Here is a 14,707-nt window from a genome sequence, read left to right on the forward strand (position 1 = left end):
GGCTAGACGGCGACTGGGATTCTTGTGAGCATCTGCCGGACGGCTGCGTGGATGCGGGCAACGGCGGTGCGGCGGTAGTCCCAGCGTGGGTCTTCGTCCGGCTGCTCGACGACCATATTGGCGTTCGCCTCGAAGAGGAGGACGTTTCCTTCGGGGTCGAGGCCGAAGTCGATGCCGCAGTAGTCGAGGCCCAGCGCGTCGCGGACGCCGTGGAGGCCGGTCATGGCTCGCTTTCCTAGAGTCTCTTCCATGTTGGTGAGGAAGCGGGCCTCTTCTTCGCGATGGTCGGGGCGGTCTTTCATGTCGGCGCTGAAGTAATGGATCTTCCAGTTCGGTGAGATTGCCAGGTGAAGCGGGTAGAGCTCACCGTCAATCATCATGACGCGATACTTCCGGGAGCATCCGTCGTGACCGCGGGCGTCGAGGGACTCAATGACCAGAAGTTCAGAGCCTTCTCTGCCGGCGCCGGGGAGTTCGGTGACTTGATCGTGGAGGTGCTCGGGCGAGTCGACTTTTATAAAATGCTGGCCCATGTGGAAGCCGGGTGTGCGGAGGAGGAGAGGAAAGCGAAAGCCATCGCGTTCGAGCGCGGCGAGGGCTTCGCCGCCGGCCAGGAGAGAGTGCGGGTAGATCTCGGTGCGGGCGGTGCGAACCCCTTCCAGAGTGGCGAGACGCCTGGCGTTGTCGCGGCGGCTTGTGGCGAGAACGGCGGTGGGTTGGTTAAGGACGCGGGAGTCGCCGCGCACGAGAGACTCTGCGGCTCGGAGGGCCTCCGTGGAGGTGTCGACGTCGCCGATTCCATTGAAGATGAGGTCGTGGGGCGGGAGGGGCTGGGTCGGATCGTAAAAGTCCGCTACGAGGACGTGGGTTCGAAAGATCTGGTCGTCGAGGAGCTTTTCGACCGGGGTGTTGCCGCCGGATGAGGAGACGAGGAGGATGAGCGAGATGGGGTCGTCTTTGCCACGGTACGGGGTTTCGAAGAGGTTCTTCTGGCTGAAGCCTTTTCTGCGATGTACCTCGGCTTCGGCGTGCTCGCCCAGGAGGCCTAGGGCGTAGTACATGCCGCCGTGGGCCTGCGGCAGGTTGGGATCGATGCTCAGGACGTATTCGTACTGCTCGCGGGCTGCGGCGGCTTCGCCGGTTTGGAGGAGGGCGCTGCCGAGATTGACGCGGCTGGGGAGGTCGTCGGGATAGTGCTTGACGGCCTCGGTGTAGACGACCCTGGCGGCGTTTCGCTGGCCTGCCGCTACGAGCAGGCGGCCGAGCTCGAGGAGGTTGGTCTTGTGCTTTGGGTTCAGGGCGAGGACGCGGAGATGATCGCTTCTTGCTTCGAGGGTGCGTCCTGTCTGAGTGAGGAGCATTGCTCGCTCGACGAGGAGCTCTACTTCGTCATGCTCCGGGAGGTTCTTCGTCGATAGCTGCTGGTCAAGGGATTGGAGGCGCTGGTTCAGGAGGAACCTTTCTCTTGCCGCGGGAGTTATCGGCTGGAGTTCCCGGCCGAGCGCGAGCGTTTCTTCGATGAGGGTGTCGATCTCTTTGTGTGTGGTGCGATGGTTCACGATTGCGGCTCGGATGGCTACCTTGCCGTTTAGGGTCGTTGTGGACGGTGCTACTGCTCCGGCCAACTGGAGGCGGACTACGAGGGCGCGGTTGAGGCGATTGCTTAGGTCGTTGTCCGCCTGGAAGCGGTAGCGAAGGCAGACGATGTTTAGCTCCACCGGGGCTAGTAGCTCGAGTTCCGGGATTTCGGCGATGCGTTGTGCGAGATATTGGGCGAGATCGCAGGTGTGTTCGATAACGGATGCAAGCTTCCGGGTGCCGTAGGTTTTGAAAGTCATCCAGACCTTGAGGCCGCGGAAGCTACGGGAGAGCTCGGGGCCGAGGTCGCAGGGCCATAGCGAACCTGCGGCGAGGCCTTGCTCCTCGCGCGAGAGATAAGCGCAGGGCGACTCGAAGGCCTGGCGATGGAGGTCTCCGTCGCGGACGAGGAGGAAGCCGGCTTCGTAGGGGACCTGTCCCCACTTGTGGAAGTCGAAGGCGAGGGAGTCTGCGCGTTCGATGCCCCTGAGGCGCGGGGCGAGGGTTGGGGAGAGCATGGCGAGTGCTCCCAGGGCTCCGTCGACGTGAAACCAGAGAGCTTCCTGTGCGCAGATGTTTGCGAGGGCGTCCAGGTCGTCGATGGCTCCCGTGTCTACGGTTCCGGCGGTTCCTGCTACGAGGAACGGGGAGAGGCCTGCTGCGCGGTCTTCGGCTATGCGCCTTTGAAGGTCGAGAAGATCGATGCGGCCGTGGGCGTCGATGGCTATGCTGCGCAGGCTTTCACTGCCCAGGCCGGCCATATCGAGAGCCCTGGCGAGACTTCCGTGTACGGCTCGAGATGCGTAGGCGGTGACTCTGGGCTGGTCGGTGTTGAGACCGGTTCTACGTACGTTTGCGCCGAGACGCGCGTAGCGGGCTATGACTACGGCGACGAAGTTCGCCATGGAGGTTCCGGTGAGGCAGATGCCGCTGGCGCTTGCGGGGAAGCCGAACAGGTCTCGCATCCATCCGGTGACCAGACGCTCTACGTCGAGGGGGACCTGGTTTCGGCCGCCTACGTTTGCGTTGAGCCCGGCGGCGAGGATCTCGGCAAGGAAACCTGCCGGGGAACCGCCTCCCTGAACCCAGCCCATGAAGCCTGGGTGGATGTTCGCGGCGGTGTACGGGACGATGGAGGTCATGAATTCGTGCTGAATTGTCTCGAGACTGGTGCCTTCGGTGGGGAGTGGGGTGTTGAAGGTGGCCCGGATATCGTCTGGGGTTTGCTGCCAGACGGGGCGTTCGCGGATTGTCTCGATGTGGCCGAGCATGTCGTCGAGCATGCTGTGGGCCTGGGTGCGGAAGGCTTGCCAGTCGGCAGGATCGAGCGAGGTCGATCCGGTGGCTTCACTTAGGTGCATTCGCGGATTTCTCTCTTCTGTTGTCGGTGAAAGATCCGGTGCTCCCATGCGTTCTCCGCCTTCTTGAGATGGGGCTTTGGCCGCCTGCCCATACTCGCTGGAAGCAATTTGGTATCCACTTGGACTTCTCAGAATTCTCATGCGGCGGTTGACGCGACTGTTGGATCCGTCTTATAGTCGACTATCGATATATCGATCATCGAGCGTGTATGCCGAAACGAAAACTTGATCCTTTACCCGCGGCGGCGTTTCAGATCATGCTTTCGCTTGCGGATGGCGATCTTCATGGATACGCGATTATGCGGCAGGTCGAAGAGCAGACGGGGGGCCGGCTTCGGCTTGGGCCGGGGACTCTGTATGGGTCGATTCAGGCGTTGCTGGAGGGAGAGTTGATCGAGGAGGTGTATCGATCGGACGATTCTCCAGATTCTCTAGACAAGAGTGTCCGGCTGGAGCGGCGGCGGTATTACAGGCTGACCGTTGCTGGAAGAGACGTCGCGAGGGCCGAGGCGGAGAAGATGGCCGATGTGTTGCGCGTCGCTCGAGCCCGCAAGATCCTGGGGGAGGATTATGTCTGAGAAGATATTCGTCCGATTGCTTCGGCTTTATCCCGCGAGCTTCCGCAAGCGGTATGAGGGTGAGGCCATGCTGCTGATCCGGGATCGCTTTCGGGACGAGACGGGGTTTGTGAGAAGAGCGCGGTTGTGGTGGGATCTTGTGGTCGATGCTTTGGGTGGACTGCCGTCGGCTTACCGGAACTCGTACGGCGCGACTGAGGACTTGCTTTCGCTTGGCGCGGCGAGCGGTCCTTCGTTTCATGTGTTGGTGGATGAACCGCTGGGGCAGGGATCGATCTTTGTTGCCGGAATGACATCGTTGATGGTGCTCTTGCTGGTTGCGTTTGAGTTGGGGCGGCCTATTGCGTATCAGTCGATCTATGGGGCGAATGGGCAGATGTCTCCGGTTGAGGCTGTGGTTCAACGGCTGAATCGGGGTTCGGCGGGGGACTCGGGGGGGAGTGATTTTCAGCAGAGCTCGAGGGCGGCACGGGCGGGTGGGCCGGGGTCACAGACTCCGGCTTCGGGCGGGTCAGGGTCTGAAGCCGCCATGTTGATGACGAGCCAATCGGATAAGCCGGCGAAGATGTCGTTTGAGGTGGCTTCGATCCGGGTGAGCAAGCCGGGGACGTTTACTCCGCCTAACTTTGCTCTGGATGGTGGAGATTCCTATGCACCGTTCGCGGATCCTGGCGGGCAGTTCCTTGCGGATTTTCCGCTCTCCGTTTATATCCAGTTTGCTTATCAGCTTCCGGCCTCGCCGGAGCGGACTGAAGCGATGCTTGCCCGGCTACCGAAGTGGGTGACTACGGATCACTTCGAGATACGGGCGAAGGCGGATGGTCATCCGACTAAAGACCAGATGCGGTTGATGCTGCAGTCGCTGCTGGCGGATCGATTCGGGCTGGTGGCTCACTTCGAGACGCAGGAGACTCCTGTGTTGGCCCTGCTTCTGGATAAACCGGGTAAGACGGGACCTAATCTTCGCTCGCACGCAGAGGGTCCGCCGTGCAATGACCATCCGGATGGTCCGACGCCGCACAGCGCGATGAAGGCGGATGGGGTGTTTCCGCCGGATTGCGGGTCGTTCATGCTTGTGCCCGCGGCGAACCACGAGATGATGATCGGGTCGAGGGATGCGACGATGAAGACGATTGCCGATACGCTTCCGTCGGTGGGGAGACTTGGAAGGCCGCTGGTGGACGAGACGGGACTGGCCGGGAGATTCGACTTCACGATGCATTGGGAGCGGGAGGCTGCGAGTGCGTCGCAGGCGTGGGCGGAGGCACCGGCTGAGCTTCAGGGACCCACGTTTCAGGAGGCTTTGAAGGATCAGCTTGGACTGAAGCTGAAGGCGACTCGAGCGCCGGTGGATTTTCTTGTCGTCGACCATGTCGAGAGGCCCTCGGAGAACTAGGGCGATCGGTTCCGTGACAAAGGGGCGGGTTGTGGCGTCCAATGAAGCATGGGTTTTGTGGCGAGAGCGATGCTTGGGCTGCTGCCGGTCGGGTTGCTGGCGGGGGGAGTGGCGGGGGCGCAGAGTTCCGGGAGTGTTCCGGATGCTCCGGCCCCGACGGCTGCGGCTCCCTGTGTTCCGGCGGATGCCTCGAAGACGTCTGCCCCGGGGGCTAAGCCTTGCGTGACGCGGAGCGTGTCGCAGCAGTTTCCTTTCCCGGGAGAGAAGCCGGAGACACCGGCGGCTCCTGATCCTGTTCCTGGGAAGGCAGGGGCGGCGGGATCGGTGAAGGATAAGTTTCCGTATCCCGGGGAAGAGAAGCCTGCCGCGCCGAAGCCGGGATCGGCGGGGGATAAGTTTCCTTACCCGGGTGAGACGAAGGACTCGCCGGATGCGGCTCCGGAGACTCCGGACTTCGCCCCGGACCCGGATGCTCCTCCGAGGAAGCCGAAGGGTGAATCCGGGAGCAGCAGCAGTAGTTCGAGCTCGGACGACGATGCGGCTCCGGGAGATAATCCGGCGGCGAAAGAGGATGACGAGAAGCCGGGGTTGAAGGATGAGGGGAGCGAGGGGTCGACCGCGCATAAGCGGAGGCTGCTGCATAACCGCATTCCGGCGCAGAAGCCGCAGACGGATGATGACCGGGTGGCGGAGGATCTTTCGGTCGCGCAGTTCTACCAGAAGACGGGGAACCTGAACGGAGCGTATATGCGGGTCAAGGACGCGCTCAAGGTGCAGCCGAACGATCCGGACGTTCACCTGGCTCTGGCCGGCGTGGCGGAGAAGCTGGGGAAGAAGGATGAGGCGGTCGCGGAGTATGAGACGTACCTGAAGGCCGATCCGGATACGGATGAGGCGAAGAAGGCGCGGAAGGCTCTGGAGAAGCTTAGGCCATGACGCTTTCGGTTTCCTTACCGGACGTTTTGAGGCTGACGAGAGATGGCGGGATGGGTTAGTCTCCCGTGGATGCATCCCGTTCTACAGAAGCTGCAGCGCGAACTTCATGATGGGCTGGCGGGACTGTCTGCTGAACAGACGCAGACGCGGCGCGGTCCGGACAAGTGGAATATTCAACAGATCGTTGAGCATCTTCTTCTGACGTATGAGTCGACGCGCTTGCTGGTGGAGGGGCGGATCGCCAAGGGGACGCCGACGAAGGCGATGCCGACGGTGCAACAGCGGCTAGGGCAGTTCGTTATTGTGACCATGGGGCGGTTTCCCGGGGGGCGTATCTCGCCGGTGATGGTGAGTCCGCCGGAGGGAACGGTTCGGATGATGTCCGCCAAGGAACTGGATGCGCGTGTGGCGGAGGAACTCTATCCGATGGATGCGCTGTTTGCCGAAGCGGAGAGGATGTGGGGGCCGTCGCGGCGATGCATGACGCATGGCGCGCTGGGGTCCATGACCGCGCAGCAGTGGAGGCGATTCCACTTTGTGCATGGCGAGCACCATCTGCGGCAGATCCTGGCTACGCGGACGGTGATGGGCGTTTGAACGTCGCTAGGTGATGGTGTCGTTGAGCTGGGCGAGTTTTTTCGCCGAGTCGTCTTCGATTTCGTCGGTGATGCGGAGGTAGCGGCGCATGTAGCGGAGAGGCTCCTCGGCGACGGCGAGCTCGCGGAGGTGGTAGCGCCAGACGTCCTCGCGGGCACTGCGCCGGGTGTAGCCCTTACGGGTGACGGTGCCGATGGTTCCGTCAGCCTTGCGGCGCTGGAAGGTCTGAGTGGGGACGAGGAAGGTGATCTGTTCGCCGGCTTTCCAGAAGTGCTGGGCGAACTCGTGCGAGAAGAGGAGGACGTAGTAGCGGCGCTGTTCGGCGAGCGTGGCCGTGGCCTTGGCGGCGTTAGTCCACGGCAGGCCGAGCTTGGCGACGTACCACTTGCGGAACTCGAATCCGTTGACTCGAGCCTGACCGATGAGGAGTTGCAGGAGTTCCAGCTTTGTCATGACGGTGCCCTGAATTGCTCTGCGTGTGGGGTCGGTAAGACGAGCGTCGAATCAGTTGCTGGGGTGGGTTTGCCGGTATTTGGCGGAACACGCCACAAGGATATAGTTAGTCTGAGTTCTGGCTTGTGGCTGGTTCAGAGGCGGCTGGTTCGACCGGGGGCTGTATTGATGGTGTGGAGTAATGGCTGCATGAAGTGTAGACGAGCGATACGGTTTGGAGTTGCATCTGTTTTGTTCGGGGCTTTGCTGGGCGGGCCGGCCCTGGCGCAGAAGGGGGATTCGGGGGGGCACACGGATCCGTTGAACCTCGATCCGGCGGTTCGGGATGGCTACGAGCACTTCTATAACCTTGATTACGACGGGGCAGAGGCGCGGTTCGATGCGGTGCAGAAGGCGCATTCGGGTGAGCCGATGGCCTACAACTACCTGTTGATGGTGACGATCTTCCGGGAACTGTATCACCAGGATCTGCTGGATACGACGTACTACGCGCATGACTCGTTTCTTTCGTCGAAGAGAACGGTTGTGGTGGCGGATGAGACGCGGAAGAAGATCGAGTCTCTGACGGACAAGGTCACCGACATGTGCGACCAGAGAATCAAGACCAATGGGCAGGACAAGAATGCTTACTTCGCGCGCGGGTACGCAGAGGGATTGCATGCGGCGTTCATCACGCTGGCCGATCATAGCTTTACGGCGGCGGCGCGGCAGGGGTATGCGGCGAGGAGTGATAGCGAGAAGACACTGAAGATCGATCCGATGTATGCGGACGCGAAGATGGCTGTGGGGATACAGCAGTTCGCGGTCGCGAGTCTGCCGCGCTTCATACGGATGATGGTGGGGATTGTGGGGGTGGGAGGAAATAAAGAGAAAGGGCTGGAGTTGCTTCGCGATTCGGCGACACATGGGGTGGCGACAAGCGTGGAGTCGCGGACGACGCTGTCGTTGTTCCTGCGGCATGATGCGCGGTATCCGGAGGCGCTGGAGGTGCAACGGGGGCTGGCGGAGCAGTATCCGCACGACTATCTTTTCCGGCTTGAGCAGGCGAATCTGACGAAGGATGAAGGTAATGGCCCGAAGGCCATTGAGGCGTATCGAGCGGTGCTGGCGGATGCGAAGAGGCCGGGCTACTTTGTCGACGCTCGGCTACAGATGACCTACTTCGGGCTTGGGGATACGCAGAGGGGGCAGAACGATATTCGCGGGGCGGCGGAGAATTATTTGCTGGCGGCTTCGCAGCCGAAGTGCTCGGACTGGCTGAGGCGGAGGGCGCAGTTGAACGCGGGGGAGATGCTGGATCTGCTGCATGAGCGGGATCAGGCCGTGAAGCAGTACCAGATGGCGGCGGCCCCTTCGGGGGATCAGTCGCAGGCGGACCTGGCGAAGAAGTATATGAAGACGGCTTATGCGGGGAAGTGACTAGAATAAAGCTGGAGGTGCGTATGACCGGAGAACGTGGGACGGGTTGGTTCGAGCGGACGGTGGGTGAGATTGAGGAGGCGTTTGTGCTTCCGAAGGGGAGCGGGAAGCTGGTAAGGCCGCGCTTTCCGCGCAGGATCGCTGGCGTTTGCTCGGGACTAGCAGAGTACTTTGGGTGGAACCTTGCGGGTGTGCGGGTGATGTTCGTGGTTTGCTCGGTGGCGTCTTCGGGGCTGATCGCAGTGTTGTATGCGGTGCTTTGGGTGGTGATTCCGGAAGGGCAGTTTGAGTTGGCGGAGAATGCGGGGACGACTGCTTCCTGATGGCTATTGCTACGTCTGTTACGTCCGGACCGCGTCCGTTTTTTTATAAGGTTAAGAAGCTTGTGTGTGGGGCTGTGGATCTGACTGCCCTGGCTAAGGAGCACGGGACTCCGCTTTATGTGTATTCGGCGGAGCAGATCCGGTATCGGCTTGAGTTGTTTGAAGGGGCGTTCTCCGGGCGAGCGCATACGATCTGCTACGCGGTGAAGGCGAATTCGTCGCTGGCGATTTTGAAGCTGCTGGCGGATGCCGGGGCTGGGTTCGATATCGTTTCGGGCGGGGAGTTGGAGCGGGTTCGGCGGGCTTCAAAGGCGGCGCTGAAGCGAGTGGTGTTTTCCGGGGTGGGGAAGCAGGTCTGGGAGATCGATGCGGCGCTGAAGGCGGGGATCCTGCTGTTCAACGTGGAGTCGGAGGCGGAGCTTTCGCTGCTGGCGGAGAGAGCGAAGCTGGCGGGGGTGAAGGCGCGGTTTGCGCTGCGGGTGAATCCGGATGTGTTTGCGGAGACGCATCCGTATATCTCGACCGGGCTGCGGGACCATAAGTTTGGGATCGCGATTGGTGAGGCTCGGAGGATTTATAGGGCGGCGAAGAAGATGGGTTCGCTCGATGCGGCTGGGGTGAGCGTGCATATCGGTTCGCAGATACGGCAGGTTGAGCCGTTTGGCGCGGCGCTGGGGCGCGTGCTCGGGTTGGTGAAGGAGCTGCGGGAGGATGGGCACTCGATCCGGTACGTGGATGCCGGGGGTGGGTTGGGAATTGATTATGGGATGGACGCTTCGGCTGTGTTCGATCCCGCTGGGCAGGTGGAGCGGTACGCCGCGGCTCTGCTCGCGGTGATGGGAGATGAGGGCGCTCATCTTCTGCTGGAGCCTGGGCGGTTTCTGGTGGCGCAGGCGGGGGCTTTGGTCAGCCGGATACTGTTTGTGAAGAAGAACGGGACAAAGACGTTCGTGGTGACGGATGCGGGGATGAACGATTTGATCAGGCCGGCGCTGTACCAGGCGCATCATGAGATCGTTCCGGTGAAGCAGCCTTCGGGTGCGAGCGAGGCGGTGGATATCGTTGGGCCGGTGTGCGAGTCCGGAGATTTCTTCGCCCGGGATCGGGTGATGCCAAAGGTGAAGGTGGGGGACCTGGTGGCGGTGCTCGATGCGGGGGCTTATGGGATGAGCTTGGCTTCGAACTACAACACGCGGGGGCGTCCGGCGGAGGTGCTGGTGGATGGGGACCGGTGCGATGTGATCCGGCGGCGGGAGACGGTGAAGGACATGCTCGCGCTGGAGCGGATGCCGGGGTGAGTTCTGTGCGCTCTACGTGCTAGAATCGCTTGGTTGTGGTGCCTTTGGCGCTGCTTATTTTGTTTATTTTTCTTTATTTGGGGTAGCGTATGTCCGGCCATTCAAAATGGGCGACTATCAAGCACAAGAAGGGCGCGCTGGATGCCAAGCGCGGCAAGATCTTCACACGTCTGATCAAGGAAGTCACGATTGCCGCCAAGACGGGCGGGGGTGATCCGGATGGAAATCCGCGACTGCGTGGGGCTATCGCTGCTGCCAAGGCTGAGAATATGCCGGCGGATAACATCAAGCGGGCGATCCAGCGTGGAACGGGCGAGCTTGAGGGCGTGAACTACGAAGAGATCACGTACGAGGGCTACGGGCCGGGTGGAGTGGCACTGATCGTCGATGTGCTGACGGATAACAAGAATCGCGCGGTGAGCGAGATCCGGCATGCCTTTACGAAGAACGGCGGGAACCTGGGCGAGTCGAACTCGGTTTCGTGGATGTTCACGAAAAAGGGCGTGATTGTTGTCTCGAAGACGGCTGCCAATGAGGACAAGCTGACGGAGATCGTGCTCGATGCGGGTGCGGAGGATCTTTCGGACGAGGGAGATACCTGGGAGGTGCTTTGCGATCCCAAGGACTTCGAGGCCGTGACCGAAGCTCTGAAGACGGCGAAGATTCCGGCCGAACATGCGGAAGTGACGAAGATTGCTTCGACTTATACGAAGCTTGAGGGGGCTTCGGCGAATCAGATGATTCGTCTGCTGGAGACGCTTGAGGACCTGGATGATACGCAGAATGTGTATTCCAACTTCGACTTCGATGAGGCTCCGGTGGCGCAGTAGTCGGTACACGGTTTTACGGGGCCGCCGGTTTCCCGGCGGCTTTCGTTTGCTCGGTTATGCTGGGATTGGCAACGGCAGTAGCGGAATCAATAACACTGGCCTTCGGGCAGAAGCGGAGTTCCTTTGTCTTTCTTTCAATTCCTGACGGTAGGTTGTGGGCGGCGCTCGTCGACGATGGTGGTGGGTCTGGGGCTTCTGGCGGGATCTGTTGGATCTACGATGGGATGGGGACAGGCCTTCTCGTCGAGCGTGGATAGTGCCGGAGGGACTCCAGTGGTTGCGGCTACTGCGAGCGGCGGGCAGGTGGCGGCAAATGCTTTCGGGAGCGAGCGCTCGCGGCCGCTTGAGTATGGCGTTATCGTGCAGGGTGGCAAGGGATTTACCGATAATCGAGACGACTTCAAGTTCATCATGGCCGGGATTCATGCAGGCAAGGTGCTTACGGATGATTTTGGGCTGGGAGTGTTGAAGGGCAACTTCGAGTATGCGGTGGAGATATTTCCCTTCTGGCAGTCCTATACGCCGAAGTTTCAACGGGCGAACTGCGTTCCGATCACGGGATCAACGGTGATTAGCTGCTCAGGACTGTATACGACGGGTGGGACGTATTCGGGCGTGTCGGTGACGCCGATCATTCTGCGTTGGAACTTCAAGGGGACGGGTAAGTTCGTGCCGTGGGCCCAAGGGGCGGGTGGGCTGCTGTGGACGAACCACAAGTATCCAGCGTTTGGGTCGCCGATTTTGAACCTGGGGAACGATGGGCCGAATACGGATGCGAGTGTGTTCAACTTTACGCCGCAGGGCGGGGTGGGTTTCCACTACTTCGTGAAGCCGAAGCGTTCCGTCGATTTCGGGATCAATGCGGTGCATATTTCGAGCGCCAGCCTTGGGGATAAGAATCCGGGCGTGAATGCGTCGGTGCAATTCAACGTGGGGTACACGTTCTGGAAGTAGTCTTGTGACTGCTTGGGCCCGGATTGCGATCATGACTCCAGAAGCGATTATCGAGTGTGTTCCGAACTTCTCCGAAGGAAATGACGAAGGGGTTGTGCGCCGGATCGTCGAGGCGATGCAGATTCCGCATGTGAAGCTGCTGGACTGGTCGCTGGATGAGGCGCATAACCGTTCGGTGGTGACGATTGCGGGGCCGGTGGCAGCGGTGGTCGAGTCAGCTCTTCGAGGGGTGGGGAAAGCTGCGCAACTGATTGATTTGACTCGGCAGAGCGGAGTGCATCCGCGGATCGGGGCGGCTGACGTGGTGCCGTTTGTGCCGGTGAGCGGGGTTTCGCTGGCGGAGTGTGCCATGCTGGCGCGGCAGGCGGGCCTGGAGATGTGGCGGCGGTATGGGGTTCCGGTGTACTTCTACGAGGCGGCGGCGATGCGTCCGGACCGGGTGCAGTTGGAAGACGTGCGGCGAGGCCAGTTCGAGGGATTGCGGGAGTCTTCGCATCGGGATTCGGCACGGCGACCGGACGTTGGGGGGCCGGAGGTGCATCCGACGGCGGGAGCGAGCGCGGTGGGGGCGCGGAGCTTTCTGATCGCCTACAACATCTACCTGGAACAGCGAGCCGTAATGCAGGTAGCGGAAAAGAGCGTCTCAACCGGTAACGGAGCGCGTCCGGTGATGCCAGGCCAGCCTGATATCTCGGCAGCGAGGGCGATCGCGCGGGATATCCGGGCTTCGAATGGCGGTTTGCAGGGCGTAAAGGCGATTGGCGTGGTGGCGAATGGTCGGGCGCAGGTGAGTATGAACATCACGAACTATCGCGCGACGCCCATGCCGCAGGTTTTTGCCGCCGTGCAGGACCTGGCACGGAGGCATGGTGCGGTGGTTGCCGGAGCGGAGCTGATCGGGTTGATTCCGGAGGAGGCGTTTGAGCCGGATTCGGAGTGGGTACGTCAAATCGGTGGGTTCGTTCCGGAGGAGAAGGTTTTGGAACGCAAGCTGCATCATCCGCTGGATTGGCCTGTGGTTCAGGTTTGACCTTGCCGGGACTCTCAATTGAGAGAAGAATGTCTGGCTAGGGTGCATGATTTCCCGGTGGGGTAGATGCCGGAATGGTTTTGGTCGATAGGATTTGAGGAGAAGGAAGGCGATGATGATTTTCGGGAAACAGGTAATGGTAACGGCCCTGGCGGTATCGGCGACGCTGAGCCCAGTGATGACGCGGGCGGCGGAGCTGAGTGGTGATGCGAAGTCGGCGATCCCGCGGGACACGCAGCAGGTAATTGTGGTGGATTATCGGGCTATGCAGAATTCGTCGGCGGCGATGAGCTTGAAGGACCGGGTGCTTCCTCCGGAGTTGAAGAAGCTGGAGACGGCGCTGAAGACTTCGGGGCTTAAGGTCGACCAGGACGCCGACACGCTTGCGTTTGCTTCGTTCAAGGTCGGTTCTGAAGGCGCGCGCATCGTGGGAATTGCGCAGGGGCAGTTTCATACGCGGGAGATTCTTGCGAACTTTACGAAGCAGAAGACGAAGTTTGTCACGCTGCGGAACAACAGCATCTACCCGATGGGTTCAGCGGGGATGAGCGTGGTGTTTCTGAACCAGACGACGATGGTGTTCGGGGACAAGGATGCGGTGAAGGCCGCGCTCGATGCGCGGGATGGGTTGGCGCCGAACTTCCTGCAGAACTCGGACATGGTCAATGAGATGAGCGTGGTGGATACCAAGGCTGTGTGGAGTCTGCTGGACCAGAAGGGCACGCAGACCATGATGAAGGGCGTGCTCGGCGATGCGGCGCAGCTTGCGGATTATGACACGGTCAAGAACCGGATGAAGAGCTCGCGGTACACGATGGATTTCAGCAACGGGGTTCGGTTCAACCTGTCGGTGGTGACGTCGGATACGATTACGGCGGCGACGGCGGCGACGCTGATGAAGGGCGTCGCGATTATGCGCAAGACGCAGGGAAGCCCGCTTGAGAAGACGGCGCTGGATTCGACGACGATCGATTCGAACTCAGGGACGATTACGGTGGACTACTCCTCGTCGGACAGCCAGTTTGCGAACCTGCTGACGTCTCCTCTGTTTCAATCTGTTGTGAAGTAAGAGCGCTTCGAGCTTTACGATGGGCGGCCCTTCGGGGTTGCCCATTTGTTTTGTCCGGTGCCTTAGGTTCCTCTAACGCTAAGTGGTCCGTCTTCGGTCGGGTAGATGCATAAGTCACGGCATGGACAGCGGACTTTATGCGGCGTACAGCGGACTGCTTACCAGGACGCAGGCCCTCGATACGGCGGCCAACAACCTGGCGAATATCGGGACGGCGGGCTTTCGGGCGCAACGGGACACGTTTCGCGGGGTGCTGGCGGGAAGCGTCGTGAACAGCGGGGACGGGGCTTCGCAGGTGGGGCAGGCGGTGAACGACTACGGAACGCTGGGCGGCTCCGGGATCGATCTGAGCCAGGGACAGCTTACGGTGACCGGGAATCCCCTGGACCTGGCGATCCAGGGTGAGGGATTCTTTGCCATCAAGACGGCGCACGGGACGCGGTATACGCGGGATGGCGGGTTTCTGCGGTCAGCGACGGGTGTGCTGCAGACGCGCGAAGGCGAGCCTGTTCTTGATACCACGGGGAACCCAATTATCGTGCCGACCGGGTCGGTGAGCGTGAGTGGGGATGGCACCGTGTCGGTGAACGCCGCCGGGGGGAATGCGATCGCGGGGCAGGTAGGGAAGTTCACGTTCGCCGATCCCGCGAGGCTGCAGGCGGAGGGGACGAACCGGTTCGTCGCGGCGGATGGGGCGATACCGATTGCGGCTTCGGGGGAGATCCACGAGGGTGCGCTCGAGGGGGCGAACCAGGATGCGGTTCACGGCACGATGCAGCTCATGCTGGTGCAGCGGCAGGCCGAGATGATGCAGAAGGCGCTGAGCGTGTTTCACAACGACTTCGATAAGACGGCAGCAGAAGAGCTGGGCAAAGTTTCGTAACC

General features: G+C 61.1%; 14 protein-coding genes. 12 read left to right on the plus strand and 2 right to left on the minus strand.

Translation table 11 applies throughout. From position 1 onward, the window contains the following. Window positions 1–2: 2 nt before the first annotated feature. A complete protein-coding gene (locus GRAN_RS12485) occupies window positions 3–2,939 on the minus strand; it encodes a pyridoxal-dependent decarboxylase (protein ID WP_128913373.1) in 2,937 nt (978 codons plus the stop codon). Window positions 2,940–3,148: 209 nt separating this feature from the next. Between GRAN_RS12485 and GRAN_RS12490 the strand changes: the two genes are divergently transcribed. From GRAN_RS12490 to GRAN_RS12505, 4 genes are read left to right on the plus strand one after another with little or no spacing between them, the layout of a single operon-like run. Then, a complete protein-coding gene (locus tag GRAN_RS12490; protein ID WP_128913374.1) occupies window positions 3,149–3,517 on the plus strand; it encodes a PadR family transcriptional regulator in 369 nt (122 codons plus the stop codon). Further along, entirely contained in the window at window positions 3,510–4,913 is a 1,404-nt protein-coding gene (locus tag GRAN_RS12495; protein WP_161570955.1) for a TIGR03435 family protein, read from the plus strand. The genes GRAN_RS12490 and GRAN_RS12495 overlap by 8 nt, the downstream gene beginning before the upstream one ends. 48 nt (window positions 4,914–4,961) lie before the next feature. Beyond that, window positions 4,962–5,849, plus strand: a complete 888-nt coding sequence (locus GRAN_RS12500) for a tetratricopeptide repeat protein (protein ID WP_128913376.1) — start codon at window positions 4,962–4,964, stop codon at window positions 5,847–5,849. A 42-nt stretch (window positions 5,850–5,891) separates the two neighbouring features. After that, the gene (locus GRAN_RS12505; RefSeq protein ID WP_128913377.1) at window positions 5,892–6,446 is read left to right on the plus strand and encodes a DinB family protein; all 555 of its coding nucleotides are present in this window, start codon (window positions 5,892–5,894) and stop codon (window positions 6,444–6,446) included. 6 nt (window positions 6,447–6,452) lie between these two features. On the opposite strand, the gene GRAN_RS12510 is transcribed toward GRAN_RS12505, so the two are convergent. Continuing rightward, window positions 6,453–6,899 carry a hypothetical protein gene (locus tag GRAN_RS12510; RefSeq protein WP_128913378.1) on the minus strand — a complete coding sequence of 149 codons (447 nt, stop codon included), beginning with the start codon at window positions 6,897–6,899 and terminating at the stop codon, window positions 6,453–6,455. A 189-nt stretch (window positions 6,900–7,088) separates the two neighbouring features. On the opposite strand from GRAN_RS12510, the gene GRAN_RS12515 reads away from it, so the two are divergent. The 8 genes from GRAN_RS12515 to GRAN_RS12550 all read left to right on the plus strand — a co-directional run bounded on the left by GRAN_RS12515 (window position 7,089) and on the right by GRAN_RS12550 (window position 14,705). Further along, on the plus strand, window positions 7,089–8,318 hold the full coding sequence (locus tag GRAN_RS12515) for a tetratricopeptide repeat protein (RefSeq protein WP_241654538.1): 1,230 nt from the start codon (window positions 7,089–7,091) through the stop codon (window positions 8,316–8,318). 23 nt (window positions 8,319–8,341) lie between these two features. Next, window positions 8,342–8,641, plus strand: coding sequence for a PspC domain-containing protein (locus tag GRAN_RS12520; RefSeq protein ID WP_128913379.1), 300 nt, complete (start codon window positions 8,342–8,344; stop codon window positions 8,639–8,641). Then, on the plus strand, window positions 8,641–9,939 hold the full coding sequence (gene lysA / locus GRAN_RS12525; RefSeq protein ID WP_128913380.1) for a diaminopimelate decarboxylase: 1,299 nt from the start codon (window positions 8,641–8,643) through the stop codon (window positions 9,937–9,939). The genes GRAN_RS12520 and lysA overlap by 1 nt, the downstream gene beginning before the upstream one ends. 89 nt (window positions 9,940–10,028) lie before the next feature. Beyond that, window positions 10,029–10,769, plus strand: a complete 741-nt coding sequence (locus GRAN_RS12530) for a YebC/PmpR family DNA-binding transcriptional regulator (protein WP_128913381.1) — start codon at window positions 10,029–10,031, stop codon at window positions 10,767–10,769. 123 nt (window positions 10,770–10,892) lie between these two features. Beyond that, window positions 10,893–11,723: an acyloxyacyl hydrolase gene (locus GRAN_RS12535; protein ID WP_241654539.1), complete on the plus strand. Its 831-nt coding sequence runs from the start codon at window positions 10,893–10,895 to the stop codon at window positions 11,721–11,723. Between the two features lie 31 nt (window positions 11,724–11,754). Then, complete coding sequence (locus tag GRAN_RS12540) at window positions 11,755–12,753, plus strand: glutamate formiminotransferase (protein ID WP_128913382.1); 999 nt, start codon at window positions 11,755–11,757, stop codon at window positions 12,751–12,753. 136 nt (window positions 12,754–12,889) lie between these two features. After that, entirely contained in the window at window positions 12,890–13,822 is a 933-nt protein-coding gene (locus GRAN_RS12545) for a hypothetical protein (protein WP_421800843.1), read from the plus strand. A 121-nt stretch (window positions 13,823–13,943) separates the two neighbouring features. Then, complete coding sequence (locus GRAN_RS12550) at window positions 13,944–14,705, plus strand: flagellar hook-basal body protein (protein ID WP_128913384.1); 762 nt, start codon at window positions 13,944–13,946, stop codon at window positions 14,703–14,705. Window positions 14,706–14,707: the final 2 nt, after the last annotated feature.

The sequence above is a fragment of the Granulicella sibirica genome (assembly GCF_004115155.1).
Classification (GTDB): domain Bacteria; phylum Acidobacteriota; class Terriglobia; order Terriglobales; family Acidobacteriaceae; genus Edaphobacter; species Edaphobacter sibiricus.